This window comes from Nostoc sp. CmiVER01 (assembly GCF_034531135.2).
GTDB lineage: Bacteria > Cyanobacteriota > Cyanobacteriia > Cyanobacteriales > Nostocaceae > Nostoc.
The window spans coordinates 136,543-151,939 of sequence record NZ_JAVRBU020000012.1 but is presented as its reverse complement, the minus strand read 5'-3'; the positions used below and the strand labels follow the sequence as shown (position 1 = coordinate 151,939).

Below are 15,397 nucleotides of genomic sequence, written 5' to 3'. Positions count from 1 at the left end.
AATAAAGATTCTAGGAAAATTTATTTTACTACTTCAATAATGTTGCATTTAGTTAATCTTAATTTTACAAACAAGCCTTTATTTGTAAAAATAGTAAAATTACTCAAATTATCAATCTTCAGCTTAATTGGCTAAAAAATTAAGTATTTTTGAAGTTGCCTTCATTGAGTAAATCACAATAGCGCGATAAGCTAGAGTTAGCAGCAAAACCGATTCACCACTGGCAACGAACCTAGCTTGGGGTAACGATGGCAACAGAACAAAAGCACAGCACTTATTTATCAGAAGCCGAAAGCCGTTTGCGTCAACTTTCTATTGAAAAGTTGCGATTAGCAGTTGCGTTTCTGGCTTATTTGCAAAAAACAGAAGAAAACGAAGTTACTGAAAAAGCATTATTAAATATTCCTGATTTTGCCGAATTTTTCCACGATATTGAACAAAATAAAGACAAGTTAGAAAATACTGCCTCAAATCAGATTGCCTCAGATGAAGAAGTATGGCAAGCTTACTTAGCAGTTGAAAAAAAATGGGAAGAGGTTTTCCGCCGCCTTGCAGACTCCTAAATTTTTGACAATTTCTCAAGTCTTGGATATTCACCAACGGCAAATTCAAAGATTTGGTGGAACATCAGGTGTTAGAGACGAAGGTTTACTAAATTCAGCACTGGCACAACCTCAAGTTACTTTTGGCGGTGAACTTCTCCATCCAACAATTCACGAGCAAGCAGCAGCGTACCTGTACCATTTAACAATGAACCATCCGTTTATTGATGGCAACAAGCGCACTGCTTTCGCTGTTATGCTTACTTTTTTGAACTTAAATGGCTTCACTTTCAACCTATTTCAAGAGCAAGCTTACAATTTGGTAATTCAAGTAGTTCAAAAACAAATATCCAAAGAAGAATTATCTGCATTTTTAGAACTGCATCTACAAAGTAAGTAAATCGATAAAATAATTCTCTATCCCCCAAAATGCATTTTCATGATTGATTATTGCCCTTGAAGTTCAGTAAAATGATTAGCTTTATACTTCAACTTTCTCTAAAAGTTAAAACAGGAAATAGAGGACTTAACAAACCTATGCCCCGTTTGCTAAACTGCTGTAGTAGAAAGAGCTATCTGCAAAGATAAATTTCTCAAAGCCTGTCGTAGACAAGCTAATGGAGTTTCCATTGCTATTGAAAGTGATATTGGCATTAAAAATATTGCCTGAAGTAACCCCAGAGACAAAGAGTTCAGAGCGATTGAAAGCCGTGAGATCGAGGGTGTCAAAACCATCTCCGCCATCAACAGTTGCAGCACCAAATCCTTTTAAGTAGTCATTCCCAGCGCCTAGAGCAATGTTGATTCCGCCACCGATAGTGACTTTCTGTTGAACTCCATCTAGGGTACTGGTGGCGATAATTTGGTCATTGCCGTTGCCAGTCTTGATGATTCCTTCTCCGTAAATACCGTATGCAGTACCACCAATTGTTGCTGTCGCCTGTCCGGTAAGCTTGTCAGAACCATTGCCAGTATCAATTATTCCATCGTTGAAGATGCCATAGGCGGTGGAGTTTGTTCCAGAACTGTTGCCATAACCCGTAATCGTGTCGTTGCCCCACCCTGTAGTGATGGTGCCGTCTTTTGTGTTCTGGATGCCGGTTCCAGCACCGACATCGCCGATCCCAGCAACAGCGATGCCGCCTTTGCCGCCAATGCCAGTACCGATAATTGTGTCTCCTCCGTTTTCGGTATCCAGTTTGCCAGTATTGGCAATCCCAATTCCAGTACCGCCTTTGCCACCGACGTTATCAGTAGAGCCATCGATGCTAGCTCCGCCATTACCACCAGTACCAGTGCCAGTGATAGTGTCGTTTTCGTTACCTGCACTCAGACTACCACTATTAGCGATGCCTGTTCCAGTACCGCCCTTACCGAAAAAAAACTTTTCGCCGCCCATACCGCCAGTACCGATACCAGTAATAGTGTCTTTTCCGTTCCCTCCATTCAAACTACCAGTATTAACGATGCCGGTTGCAGTACCGCCGTCGCCAGCATTAGGAAAGCCCTCCGCCCCGATGCCGCCAGTACCTGTGCCAGTGATCGTGTCTTCTCCGTCTCCGCTATTTAGACTACCACTGTTAGCAATACCGATTCCAATACCGCCGTCGCCAGAGGAGGGACCGCCGGTGCCGCCGATGTCACCAGCACCTGTACCAACGATCATGTCGTTTCCGTTCCCTGTATTTAGACTGCCACTGTTAGCAATACCGGTTCCATTACTGCCATTAGTACTGCCTAAGCCTCTGCTGCCCTTGCTGCCAGTACTTGTACCGACGATCATGTCTTCTCCGTCCCCGGTGTGCAGTTCGCCGCTGTTGCTAATGCCAGTCCCATCCCCGCTAATGCCGGCTTCGCGGCCATTGCCGGCATTGCCGCCAGTTCCTGTACCTCTGATCGTATCTTTTCCGTTCCCTGTATTAATACTGCCACTGTTAGCGATACCTGTCCCCGTTCCGCCGTTGCCACCCCTCCCAGCTTTACTTACTCCATCTGCGCCGTTACCGCCAGTACTAGTGCCGATAATCGTGTCATTTCCATCTCCTGCATTAATATTGCTAATATTGCTGATACCAGTCCCAGTTCCGCCGTTGCCACCGGAGAAGTCTCCGAAGCCACCGTTGCCGCCAGTTCCTGTACCTTTGATCGTGTCATCTCCGTTCCCTGCATTAATCTTGCTAATATTGCTAATGCCAGTCCCAGTTCCGCCGTTGCCGTTACTGGTGCTAGTGTCGATGTTGCCGTTGCCGCCGTTACCGCCAGTAGCTGTACCTGCGATCGCATCTTCTTCACCGCCTGCATTTAGACTGCCACTATTGGCAATACCTGTCCCAGTACCGCCGTTGCTGCTACCTTCGAGGTCACTTGTGCCTGTAGCGATGCCAGTAATCGTGTCTTTTCCTGAGCGCGTACAAATAAAACCTCCAGTTAAAATATCAATGCCAATTGCCACGGATACATTTAACTGTTCTCCGATTAAAGTGTCGGAACCAGTGGTGCCAATAAAATTTGGTGGAAAGGTTAGTCTAGGCATAATCAAAATCCTCTGAATTAGGTTTAAATATTTATATTTATCTATGAGCGTAGGCGTAGTTTGCTACAGGCATCGCATCCTATGAATTGTTTCTGCATTCAGAATAATGTCTTATCTGACAGGCTGATAAGCTAATGAGCATTTAAGTTGCATAAATCCAGGGTTGAAGCCCTTACCACGAGCGAGTCAGTCTGGAAAAATGAATGACGATTAGCTTAGCCATTTCTATAGCCTGAAAATTACCTATGCATATAACAAAAAAATAAAATTTTATTACTTCATACTCAATATAATTACTACTATTTTAAGATGTAATACAATTTATCTTTAAACGTATTACGAATATTTTATTGAGTAAATCTATTTATTTAGTTAATCTTTGGCATTTAGCCATGAACCATCGTAGAACTGCACCTACAGGGCAAGTAAATCGATAGAATAATGCTCTGTACAATTGGTGCATTAATTTCCATGACCGCCACATCTCCTGCTTTCTCCCCTCAAGAAATCGCTGCTGAAGGTCTTAAACCAGAAGAATACGCAGAAATTGTCCGTCGGTTAGGGCGTCATCCTAACAAAGCTGAACTAGGAATGTTTGGCGTGATGTGGTCAGAGCATTGCTGTTACAAAAATTCTCGACCTCTACTCAAACAATTTCCCACTGAAGGCCCCCGCATCCTCGTGGGGCCTGGTGAAAATGCTGGTGTTGTAGATTTGGGCGACGGACTTCAACTAGCTTTTAAGATTGAATCCCACAACCACCCATCAGCTGTAGAACCATTTCAAGGTGCAGCAACGGGAGTAGGCGGTATTCTCAGAGATATTTTTACAATGGGTGCGCGTCCTATTGCTCTATTAAATTCCCTGCGCTTCGGTTCCTTAGAAGATGCCAAAACTCAAAGGCTGTTCCAAGGGGTAGTGGCGGGAATTTCACATTATGGTAATTGCGTTGGAGTACCCACCATTGGTGGTGAAGTGTACTTTGACCTGGCTTATTCTGGTAATCCCCTAGTGAACGTTATGGCACTAGGATTAATGGAAACATCAGAAATCGTCAAATCTGGAGCAGCTGGCTTAGGCAATCCCGTGCTTTATGTTGGTTCTACTACTGGGCGCGATGGGATGGGAGGCGCAAGTTTTGCCAGTGCAGAATTGAGCGATCAGTCAATAGACGATCGCCCTGCTGTGCAAGTGGGCGATCCATTTTTGGAAAAGTCGTTAATTGAAGCTTGTCTGGAAGCGTTTAAGACAGGCGCAGTTGTCGCCGCCCAGGATATGGGAGCAGCCGGTATCACCTGTTCTACTTCAGAGATGGCAGCAAAAGGCGGTGTGGGAATTGAACTCGATTTAGATAAAATTCCCGCAAGAGAAAGGGGAATGGTTCCTTATGAATATCTGCTTTCGGAATCTCAAGAACGAATGCTGTTCGTTGCCCACAAGGAGCGTGAGCAGGAATTAATCGACATTTTCCACCGTTGGGGACTTCAAGCCGTTGTAGCTGGTACTGTCATCGCTGAACCCATCGTGCGGATTCTCTTTGAAGGTAAAGTAGCAGCAGAAATTCCCGCCGAGGCTTTGGCGGAGAATACCCCACTATATAACCGGGAGTTGTTGACAGAACCGCCAGAATATGCGTGTCTAGCTTGGGAATGGACACCTGATTCCTTACCTCCTTGCACAATTGCTGGAATAGAACTCCAAGGAGGCGTGCAAAGTTGGAATGATATTCTGTTAACTTTGCTCGATACACCCACGATCGCATCTAAAAACTGGGTATATCGTCAATATGACCATCAAGTACAAAATAATACAGTAATACTGCCAGGTGGTGCAGATGCGGCTGTTATCCGTTTGCGCCCCCTAGAACAAATCCCCAATCTAAAATCCCAAATCCAAAATCTAAAATTAGGAGTGGCGGCAACAGTAGATTGCAATCCTCGTTATGTTTATCTTGACCCTTACGAGGGAGCTAAGGCAGTGGTGGCAGAAGCTGCACGCAATCTTAGTTGTGTGGGTGCAGAACCTCTGGCGGTAACGGATAACCTAAATTTTGGCTCTCCAGAAAAACCGATTGGTTACTGGCAATTAGCAGAAGCTTGTCGCGGTTTAGCAGAAGGTTGTCGAGAATTAGCAACACCCGTCACAGGCGGAAATGTCTCTTTGTACAATGAAACTCTTGATGCTCAAGGTATTCCACAACCCATTTATCCCACCCCAGTAGTGGGGATGGTGGGCTTGATTCCCGATATTACCAAAATTTGTGGTCAAGGTTGGCAAGCAGTCGGCGATGTGATTTATCTTCTCGGATTGCCTCTGGCATCCAAAATCAGTTTGGGAGCATCGGAGTATTTAGCCACTATCCACGGTACTGTTGCCGGAAAACCACCACAAGTAGATTTTGACTTAGAACGTCGTGTCCAGAAAGTTTGCCGTGGAGGAATTCGTAATGGTTGGGTACGTTCAGCCCATGATTCTGCTGAGGGGGGATTAGCGATCGCAATAGCAGAATGTTGTATTTCTGGCAATCTTGGTGCCGAAATCAATTTAGAAATAGCACCAACCCAGTTAAATCGTCTAGACGAGGTGTTGTTTGCCGAAGGTGGTGCCAGGATTTTTGTTTCTGTGGCATCAGAACAACAAGAAATTTGGGAATCATATTTACAAGAACATCTGGGTCAAGAGTGGCAAAAACTGGGTAAGGTTGTTAATTTCGAGACGGGTTTGGGGGTTTTCACCACTGATAACCAAGCCTTAATCAAAGTTAGGATCGAAGATATGAACGATCGCTATTTCCACGCGATCGCTAGGCGTCTTACCATCCATACCACTAACCCCAGTTAAATAAATGAGGAGTTAGGAATAAAAACTATAACAGACGCGATTAATCGCGTCTGTACTTCTAACTCCTAACTCTTTTAGTAGCGTCTCTGATCATAATTACGGTACTGTTTTAATAGATGGTTAAAGATTTATTAAGAAAGCTGCAACTATCTATATACATAATCCCAGTGACTTGACCCCCCCCACCAGGAGCAAAGCTAGCATGATTTCTATTCATTCTGTCACTTCGGATGAATACCCCGACCAGACCAACAACCCAATCAATAGTCATGAAAATCAGCCTGACAAGCCAGAAGAAGCTTGTGGTGTTTTTGGCATCTACGCACCAGGAGAAAACGTTGCTAAACTGACCTACTTTGGATTGTATGCCCTCCAGCATCGGGGTCAAGAATCAGCTGGTATTGCCACCTTTGAGGGGACACAAGTACATCTCCACAAAGATATGGGCTTGGTATCTCAAGTTTTCAATGAATCCATCTTGGATCAATTGCCCGGTAGCCTTGCTGTTGGTCACACTCGTTATTCCACCACAGGTTCTAGCCGCAAAGTTAATGCTCAACCCGCAGTCCTAGAAACTCGCTTAGGTTCAATCGCTCTAGCACATAATGGCAATTTAGTCAATACGGTGCAACTACGTCAAGAGTTGCTTGAGAAAAAATGTAACTTAGTCACGACAACAGACTCAGAAATGATCGTTTTTGCGATCGCAGAAGCGATCAACGCTGGTGCAGATTGGCTAGAAGGTTCAATTGAGGCATTTCATCGCTGCCAAGGAGCCTTTAGTTTAGTTATTGGCACTCCTAACGGCGTTATGGGTGTCCGGGACACCAATGGCATTCGTCCTCTAGTAATTGGCACTTTGCCTGGTAATCCAGTCCGTTACGTTTTGGCTTCAGAGACTTGTGGTTTAGACATCATTGGAGCTGAATACCTGCGAGATGTAGAACCAGGCGAATTAGTTTGGATTACTGAAGAAGGTTTGGCTTCCTATCATTGGAGCCAAAAGCCCCAGAGGAAATTGTGTATCTTTGAAATGATTTACTTTGCTCGTCCTGATAGCGTCATGCACAACGAGAGTTTGTACAGCTATCGGATGCGCTTAGGACATCAACTAGCTAAAGAATCTTTTGTAGATGCCGATATTGTCTTTGGTGTTCCTGATTCAGGTATCCCAGCTGCGATCGGGTTTTCTCAAGCTTCTGGTGTAGCTTATGCTGAAGGACTGATTAAAAATCGCTATGTTGGACGAACCTTTATTCAGCCAACACAAACCATGCGTGAGTCAGGTATTCGGATGAAACTCAATCCGCTCAAAGATGTGCTGGCGGGTAAACGAGTAATTATTGTTGATGACTCAATTGTACGGGGTACTACTAGCCGTAAATTGGTTAAGACTTTGCGTGAAGCGGGTGCAGTAGAAGTACACATGCGAATTTCTTCTCCACCAGTAACTCATCCCTGCTTCTATGGCATCGATACCGATTCTCAGGATCAGTTAATTGCTGCTACCAAGTCAGTAGCAGAAATTGCCAAACAACTGGAAGTAGACAGCCTCGCCTATCTCAGTTGGGAAGGAATGCTAGAAGCAACACGAGAAGACACCAATAGTTTCTGCTCTGCCTGTTTTACTGGAGATTATCCCGTAGCGATTCCTGAGCAAGTGAAGCGTTCTAAGCTCAGTTTAGAAAAAGTAGTGGTGTAGGAAGTAGGGAATAGCGAGTGGGGAGTGGGGAGATGAGAGGGAGAATCAAAAATTAACTCTTTCCCCTCTGCTCCCTGTTCCCTGCTCCTCTGCCTCTTCCCCAATCCGTCTAAAATAGGTAAATCCCCTAACAAAGATGGTTTATGAACCAGCCGATATCTGAGAGAGTGCGCTGGACTACCGCCGATTTAGAGTTGTTTCCAGATAACGGAAACCGCTATGAAATTATTGACGGAGAATTGTTTGTGACCAGAGCGCCCCACTGGAATCATCAAAAAAGTTGTGTCAGAATTAGCACTTCTTTGGATAACTGGTCACAGACTACTGGTTTGGGAGAAGCTGTGACTGCTCCAGGAATAATTTTTGGGGATAATGATAATGTGATTCCTGATGTCGTCTGGGCTAGCAATGAGAGATTACCCCTGCTTCTGGACGAGGCGGGGCATTTGACTGGTGCGCCAGAACTGGTAGTAGAGGTTCTGTCTGCTGGTATTGAAAATGAAAAGCGAGATAGAGAACTTAAACTAAAGCTTTACTCAGCAAGAGGTGTCAGAGAATATTGGATTGTGGATTGGCGTAAGCAACAGGTGGAAGTTTATCGACGCGAACAAGCGAGTTTAAAGTTAGTTGGTACGTTGTTCAATGGTGATGAGTTGAACTCACCCATATTGCCTGATTTCAGTTGTGCGATCGCATCCTTATTTACTTAACACAAATCCACATAATTAGCTTAACTGTGCTGTAAAAACTCGACTTTGGGCAATAATGGGTCAGTAACAATACCCACACCGCTAAAACCCCAACGTTTGAGCAAGTTTCCCAACTGTGTACGCGGAATAGATTCCACAGAAAAGCGATTGGCTACTTCTGCTGCGTGGGTGTTGAGATAGCTTAAGGCATCAAAGCTTTCCTGAAACAGCAATAAATAACCTGATGTTTCGGTGTCAGGACGAGCTATGAGATAATTACCGTCAGTTTTTGAGCGCACCAAGTAATAGACTTCGGACAGCATGGAGATGGGGATGGTGAGAGTGGGGTTAAACCAATGACAAATGACAAATGACCAATGACAAATGACTAATTGAGATTTTCTAGGCGAATGCGTGGATCGGCGGCTTTTAACATTAAGTCGGCGATTAAATTACCAGCAATCAGCAAGACTGCGCCCATTACCAAGCTTGCCATTAACAAATATAAATCTTGAGCTTGTAAAGCTTGTAAGGTCAACCTCCCTAAACCAGGCCAGTTGAAGAAAAACTCGGCAATGAAGGCACCGTTTAATAAACCAGCTAATTCAAAACCCAATAAGGTAATCAAGGGATTTATCGCATTGCGGAGTGCATGAACGTAAATGACGCGATTTTCTGGCAGACCTTTAGCACGAGCCGTTTGGATGTAATCTTGACGAAGCACATCCAATAATTCGCCGCGAGTGATGCGTTGTAAACCAGCAAAACTAGTAATTGAGAGGGCGATCGTGGGTAAAATCATGTGCCAGCCGATATCTAAGATTCTGCCAAACCACGTTAGTTCCGAGTGATCAATGCTAGTCATGCTACCCACTGGGAAGAAGGGTGAGGTGATTTGGGCGAAAACTAGCAGCGCTAAGGCAGTAATGAAACTGGGAAAGCCTTGTCCAGCGTAGCTAATTACCTGTAAAACCCGGTCTGATAACTTATTTTGGTTAACAGCAGCGAAGATACCAAGAGGGATAGCGATCGCCCATGTGACAATTAAAGATGCGATCGCTAATAGCAAAGTCGCTGGTACTCGTTCCCACAACAGCGATGCTACTGAACGTTGATAAATAAAACTCGTGCCAAAATCCCCTTTTGTTAAGATTCGCCATAGCCACAGCCCAAATTGTTCTGGCCAAGACTTATCCAAACCAAACTGCCGCTTGATTTCTTCAATTCTTTCAGGCGATATCTTCGGGTTTTGCCGCAGCGTATCTACGTAATCTCCTGGAGCAAGTTGAATAATGAAAAACGATAACGCTGACGCCAACAACAAAGTAAGTAGTGCCTGCAATACCCGCTTTCCCACATAAACAAAAGTTTCACTCGTGACTAGCGTTATTAGCCAATCCCGACCTGTCTCCAATGAAATTCTCGTAGATGTCATTTGTCCTTTGTCCTTTGTCCTTTGTCCTTTGTCATCTGTCTTTTGCTAATGACCAATGACAAATAACTAATATTCAATTAGAGAGATAATCGGTACGTCTGGCAGATATTTGCGCCCTTCTAAATCCCGTAGCTCGATAATAAACCCAAATCCTACTAGTTCGCAGCCGATCTTCTGCACTAACTTTGCTGTTGCACTTGCAGTTCCACCTGTGGCAATCAAATCGTCCACAATCAAGATTCGGCTACCTTGGTGTAAACCGTCTTGATGCACTTCTAGGCAGTCCATACCATACTCTAGTTCATATTCAATTGAATGAACGGCTGCTGGTAACTTACCTTTTTTGCGGACGGGAATAAAACCAGTTCCTAATTTATAAGCCAGAGGTGAACCAAAAATAAATCCCCTCGACTCTATACCAATGACGTAATCCGCCGTTATCCCAGCTTCATTGCATTTTTGTGCTAGAAAGTCAATAGTGTAGCGCAGTCCCTTTGGATCGCGCAGCAGGGTAGTAATATCCCGAAATAAAATTCCGGGTTTAGGGAAATCTGGGATGTCACGAACAAGAGACTTCAAATCCATAAAATGGGGAGTAGGGAGTGGGGAATGGGGAGCAGAGGAGGCAGGGGAAGCAGAGGAGACAAGGCTACTTAAATCAGAACTTGCAACAAGTGTTTCCCCTTGTCCCCAATTCTCCTTGTCCCCAAGTCCTCTTTCCGATGCCCAATGCATAATTTCAGATACCTGAAAAATCGTACACTATAATGTCATACGCTGGGGATCGAGGCTGAAGTTTCGCCCTTGATTGACGATAATTAGAATCTAAATCAAGCTATAAGAGGTATTGCACTAAATAAATGAGGTGAATTAAGTTATGTTTTAAAATTTTGATTTCAATATAGGGAAAACTTTGAATAGAAAGAGTTAAGTAATGTATATATCAGGTGGTCATGCTACTTCTACAAGTCTAATGTTCAAGTCTTGGCTACCGATCTTAAATTTGTTTTATCTAGTCTGTTGGAGCCGCATAAGGTATTTATAGGATGAATGTGTCAGCAAGTTTAACGCCGTTCAACAGTCCAACTCAAGATTCACTGCCGATGGTTCTGGACACTTTGCCAGATCCTGCGATCGCTTCTAAAACGTGTCCTCGCAGAACCCGGGTGCAAATTGACCTGATTTTACTGGCAATTGAAGCTTTAGAGCTTGGTGGTTCGGAAGCAATCCTGACTTTTGCTCAAGAGTTGGATCTAAAAGGAATTGTTAAAGACAGGGTGAATTTATGGCGGATGCGTAGCTCTAATCCGCTACGGAGAGCGCACATGCGCCGTCCCTTAAGTATCATGGAAGCAAAAGCTCTGGTGGTGATTGCTTGCTATATAGCACGGCGTTTAACTGTTGTGATTCGCCAGTTACTAATGATCTGTCAACAAATGGAAGAAAAGCAGATTCCATTAGAACAGAATTTGCGCCTATCTAATTACCTAGAGAGGTTTAGAGCGCATTTTAAGAGCCGGATGAATGCTCGACGTTCTGGTGTCCTGGCATTAACTTCTGATGCAAAATTAGATGAGCTAGCGATAAATTTGTTAGGACAATTACTATTTTGTACTGGTACAACTGGAATGCAGCGATTCTGGATTAGTCTTTTTGACGGTGAAGTGGAATGAACATTCAACGTAAGTACAGTTTGCCTAATTGTACACTGCTTTTAGAAGGGTTAAGTGATGTCAGTAGGGCTGCACACTTTCAGGAAATGCGCCCAGAATTATCAATATTGGTTAATGCAGAATGTTATTTATCTGGTTACAACCAACCCCTAACCGGAGGGCGGGAATTTTTTGAAAGTTTGGTGAGGGCTGTTAGTGGCTATGCCCAAGAATTTTTAAGTAGTGTCCCTAATCCGCAGGCACACAACCAAGAATCGGAGATAGTAGAGTTTCGGAAAATTGACAGCAACCGACATAGGTTAATTATATATTCAGAAGGCGCTCCAGAGGGGTTCGATCACTCTAACAATTCCAAACGCCCGCCTATCGAAATAGATTTGAATACGGTGCAGTTGTTTGATTTAGTGGAAGCAGTGGATCAGTTTTTTGCTGATACCCAAACTTTACCTGAACTTTCCTTACAACTACAACCTGTTACCAGACGCTATGGCGGTGCTAGTCAGGCTGTAATCAGACAGGCTGTTCCTGCTGCTGTGGGTGTGTCAAGTTTAGCAGTAGCAGCGATCGCCTTTAACTTGATTCCACCTCCCCAAATGCGTCCACCGCAGCCTAAACCAAATGAGCAAACTAGCTCTCCAACCAACAATATCGCTGCTCCAGCCTCAGCTGCTGCAACGCCTACACGAACACCCACAGCTAATACAAAGCCGCCAGTTAAAGATTTAGAAGCACTTTTAAATACAGTTCAAGAAATTACCGATCCATCCCAGTTGCGTGCATTAAATCGTCAAGTTTACAACCAAATTCATCCAGCTTGGACTAATCGCTCAGGATTGCAACAGAATTTGATCTATCGTCTGGGTGTAGCTGCGGATGGAGCGATCATTGGTTATAAAGCGGTGAATAAAGAGGCAAATATAGAAGTAGGACAAACTCCTTTGCCTAACGTACTTTACAATCCGGCTAGCCGCCCTTCCATTTCTAAAGAACCGATCGCCCAATTTCGAGTAGTATTTAATACAAATGGTGTGTTAGAAGTTAGCCCTTGGCGGGGGTATGCTAGGACACCAGGGGTAGTAGGCGCAAAAATTACTGACTCTAATATAGTCAAAGGTTTAAACCAAAAGCTTTATACTACAGTTCGCCAAAGCTGGAGTGGTACCCCCACCTTTACGCGAGATTTAAAATATCGGGTAGCAGTTAACAAAGATGGTGTAATTGCTGACTATGAACCACTCAACCAAGTAGCCTTTGACTATTCCCGCGAAACACCCCTTCCTAAGATGCTCAATGCGGTCTACGGCTCCAATGTAGCAGCTCCTAACAATAAAGAACCTCTTGCCCACTTCAAAGTAATATTTAAGCCTAGCGGCACACTGGAAGTTACTCCTTGGCAAGGATATTAATAATAAATTGGGGAGTGGTAAAATTCCCTACTCCCCATTCTTTACCTCGTAATCCGCCGCATATAATTCCCCCACAACTGAGCTGCTTGAGCGCTGCTACCAGATGTTGGGGAATTATTGTCGTTTCCCAACCAGACACCAGTTACAAGCCGCCGACTGGGGATAAAGCCGATGAACCATAAGTCAACGTTTTTATCCGTCGTGCCTGTTTTCCCAGCTTCTCCTAATCCAATTGCAGCACTACGACCAGTCCCTCTGGCGACTACACCACGCATCAAACTAGTCATCTCATCAGCTACACCTTTTGAGAGAACTCTTTTGTTGGCATCTGGATCTTGGTCGAAGGAGTAGATTACACGGCAGGTTTTGATATCATTGCGATCGCGGCAATCACCACTATCTAAAATTCGGTTAATCGCATGGGGAGGATTGCGTACACCACCATTACCAATAGCGCCAAAAGCACCAGTCATTTCCAAAACATTGACTACACTTTGACCTAGTACCAAGCCAGGAACTGGATCAAGGGTTGACTTGATTCCCAAATTCTGCGCCATTGCCACGACTTTATTTAGCCCGATTTCTCTGGCAACTCGTAGAGCGATAGGATTTTCTGAAAGAGCCAGCCCCGTGGCAATATCTAAAGTAGCACCAGCACCAGCACGACATGGCTTATAAGTAAAGCCTTGCCAAGTTAAAGGAGCGCAAGAATAACTTTTTGATTCTGAAAATCCCTGTTGAATAGCAGCTGTGTAAGCAAAGATTTTGAAGGTGGAACCTGGTTGTCTTTTGGCTTGAACAGCACGATTGAACTGACTTTTTCTGTAATCAGTTCCGCCCACCATTGCCAAGATACTGCCTGTACTAGAGTCAAGAGTGACTATTGCCCCTTGGGAAAAATTAAAATTCCTACCGCCGTTGTTCACTGAATTATTTAACGCCGCTTCTGCTTGGCTTTGTATCGCTGGATCGAGCTTGGTTTCAATGATATAATTACCTTCTCTTGCAGCTCCCTCCCCCAAGATTGATTCAAGTTCGGAGAAGACGTAATTGTAAAAGTAAGGAGCGATCGTCTTAGCTTGCTGTTCGCAGACTTTAGGACTAATTTGGACAGTGGAGCGTCTAGCTCGGTTCGCATCCTCAGGTTTAATTTTGCCCATCTCCAGCAACCGCTTAATCACGCGATTTCGGTATTCAGCTGCTTCTAGCTTATTTGGACTATCCCCACAAAAATCGAAAGCGTTGGGAGCAGGTAAAATTCCTACCAATGTTGCTGCTTCTGCCAAAGTTAATTCTTTAGCGGGCTTCTCAAAATAATACCGGGCTGCATCCTCAAAGCCAGAGGTATCTCCCCCCAAAAAAACCCGATTTAAATACATCAGCAAAATATCATCTTTGCTGTAAAAGGTTTCGAGCTTCAAGGCAACAACTGCTTCTCGCAATTTGCGTCCAAGGGTATCTTGTCTGCCTACATACTCGCGGAACAAACTGCGGGCAACTTGCTGGGTAACAGTGCTGGCTCCTTGTTGCACATCTCCACTACGGCTATTAATCAATACGGCTCGTAAAATTCCTACAGGATCAACCCCAAAGTGCCAGTAATAACGACTATCCTCTGAAGCCACCACCGCAGCAGGTAAATAAGGGCCAAATTCGTCTAATCGCTTCATGTCTACGTGGGAGGTAGTCCGAGGCTCTCTCAGGGGAGTGGCTCCATCACGAGCGTAAACAACTACTGGGGCGCGTGTAGCTGTGGGTAGGGGTTTAACTTGAAATTTTAGCCATTCGACGCCAATCACTAACGCTAACAGGGCACTAGCACCGCCGACACCACAAGCTGTCCAACTTGCAGCTTTCACATACCAGGCCGGAGGATCGACGTACTGCAACCGCACAGAAGCGGCAAGTTCTGGAGGCCCTAAAGTAAGAATATCGCCGTGACGCAGTTCTAGAGAATTGACACGACGTTTGCCACGATAAATGCCATTAGTGGAGTTTTCGTCTTTGATGACGAAAACTGGCGTGCGTTGGCTAGAATTCCGCGATAGCGACAAATGAATTTGGCTGACAACAGGGTTACGGATGACGATATCGCTGGATTTGGAGCTACGACCTAGAATATAACGATCGCCCAACAGTGGATATACCTCTGCTTTATCCGCCCCCGCATCCTGCACCCAGAGTTCCGGTACTTTGGCATTAGGCTTGAGCGCCAATTTAGAAAAATCGACCCTAGCTTGGATAGTATGTACCGCTTGAGTCAGTTGACCAAGTAAAGTTTGTGGCTTTTGAGGGGGTTGGGGAGAACTCATCGGCTATTTACATTACACTTTTTAGTGAAGAATCGGGCGAATTACAATCAATTTTAGATGTTAGTCTTTCATCATTTTACTCATAAGCCAAAGCATAAATTATCTATACGGTATTTTTTGACTTAATTTATACTCTATATTATATTTCTACTAAATTTTGTTTGTAGTTTTTGTTGCCTCTGTATGTAAGTACAAAAAAATATTCATTCTTAAAGGCTTACTTTATCAATGTGGTTTGTTATATAACTACGAACATGGTTTTAA

General features: G+C 44.2%; 12 protein-coding genes. 7 read left to right on the top strand and 5 right to left on the bottom strand.

Annotated features, from left to right (window positions below; translation table 11 throughout):
* Positions 1–248 precede the first annotated feature (248 nt).
* Both RMZ43_RS21720 and RMZ43_RS21715 read left to right on the top strand, forming a co-directional pair.
* Positions 249–563 (top strand): hypothetical protein, encoded by a 315-nt coding sequence (locus tag RMZ43_RS21720; protein ID WP_322655700.1) that lies wholly within the window; start codon positions 249–251, stop codon positions 561–563.
* A 4-nt stretch (positions 564–567) separates the two neighbouring features.
* Positions 568–942, top strand: coding sequence for a type II toxin-antitoxin system death-on-curing family toxin (locus RMZ43_RS21715; RefSeq protein WP_428850914.1), 375 nt, complete (start codon positions 568–570; stop codon positions 940–942).
* Between the two features lie 135 nt (positions 943–1,077).
* Here RMZ43_RS21715 and RMZ43_RS21710 read toward each other — a convergent pair whose 3' ends face one another.
* Positions 1,078–3,075 carry a beta strand repeat-containing protein gene (locus RMZ43_RS21710; protein ID WP_322655698.1) on the bottom strand — a complete coding sequence of 666 codons (1,998 nt, stop codon included), beginning with the start codon at positions 3,073–3,075 and terminating at the stop codon, positions 1,078–1,080.
* A 471-nt stretch (positions 3,076–3,546) separates the two neighbouring features.
* On the opposite strand from RMZ43_RS21710, the gene purL reads away from it, so the two are divergent.
* From purL to RMZ43_RS21695, 3 genes are all read left to right on the top strand, one after another.
* On the top strand, positions 3,547–5,916 hold the full coding sequence (gene purL / locus RMZ43_RS21705) for a phosphoribosylformylglycinamidine synthase subunit PurL (RefSeq protein WP_322655697.1): 2,370 nt from the start codon (positions 3,547–3,549) through the stop codon (positions 5,914–5,916).
* Between the two features lie 202 nt (positions 5,917–6,118).
* Complete coding sequence (gene purF / locus RMZ43_RS21700) at positions 6,119–7,618, top strand: amidophosphoribosyltransferase (protein WP_322655696.1); 1,500 nt, start codon at positions 6,119–6,121, stop codon at positions 7,616–7,618.
* Between the two features lie 143 nt (positions 7,619–7,761).
* Positions 7,762–8,328 carry a Uma2 family endonuclease gene (locus RMZ43_RS21695; RefSeq protein WP_322647075.1) on the top strand — a complete coding sequence of 189 codons (567 nt, stop codon included), beginning with the start codon at positions 7,762–7,764 and terminating at the stop codon, positions 8,326–8,328.
* Positions 8,329–8,348: 20 nt separating this feature from the next.
* Here the strand turns inward: RMZ43_RS21695 and RMZ43_RS21690 are convergent, their stop codons facing one another.
* The 3 genes from RMZ43_RS21690 to RMZ43_RS21680 form a co-directional block, all read right to left on the bottom strand.
* Entirely contained in the window at positions 8,349–8,630 is a 282-nt protein-coding gene (locus RMZ43_RS21690) for a hypothetical protein (protein ID WP_322655695.1), read from the bottom strand.
* A 65-nt stretch (positions 8,631–8,695) separates the two neighbouring features.
* Positions 8,696–9,742 carry an ABC transporter permease gene (locus RMZ43_RS21685; RefSeq protein WP_322655694.1) on the bottom strand — a complete coding sequence of 349 codons (1,047 nt, stop codon included), beginning with the start codon at positions 9,740–9,742 and terminating at the stop codon, positions 8,696–8,698.
* Between the two features lie 66 nt (positions 9,743–9,808).
* On the bottom strand, positions 9,809–10,327 hold the full coding sequence (locus RMZ43_RS21680; RefSeq protein WP_322647078.1) for an adenine phosphoribosyltransferase: 519 nt from the start codon (positions 10,325–10,327) through the stop codon (positions 9,809–9,811).
* Between the two features lie 461 nt (positions 10,328–10,788).
* Here RMZ43_RS21680 and RMZ43_RS21675 point away from each other — a divergent pair, with 461 nt between their 5' ends.
* On the top strand, positions 10,789–11,415 hold the full coding sequence (locus RMZ43_RS21675; protein WP_322655693.1) for a DUF3038 domain-containing protein: 627 nt from the start codon (positions 10,789–10,791) through the stop codon (positions 11,413–11,415).
* Positions 11,412–12,821 carry a DUF4335 domain-containing protein gene (locus RMZ43_RS21670; RefSeq protein ID WP_322655692.1) on the top strand — a complete coding sequence of 470 codons (1,410 nt, stop codon included), beginning with the start codon at positions 11,412–11,414 and terminating at the stop codon, positions 12,819–12,821. Before RMZ43_RS21675 ends, RMZ43_RS21670 begins: the two co-directional genes overlap by 4 nt.
* A 41-nt stretch (positions 12,822–12,862) precedes the next feature.
* On the opposite strand, the gene RMZ43_RS21665 is transcribed toward RMZ43_RS21670, so the two are convergent.
* Positions 12,863–15,133, bottom strand: coding sequence for a transglycosylase domain-containing protein (locus RMZ43_RS21665; RefSeq protein ID WP_322647081.1), 2,271 nt, complete (start codon positions 15,131–15,133; stop codon positions 12,863–12,865).
* Positions 15,134–15,397 lie beyond the last annotated feature (264 nt).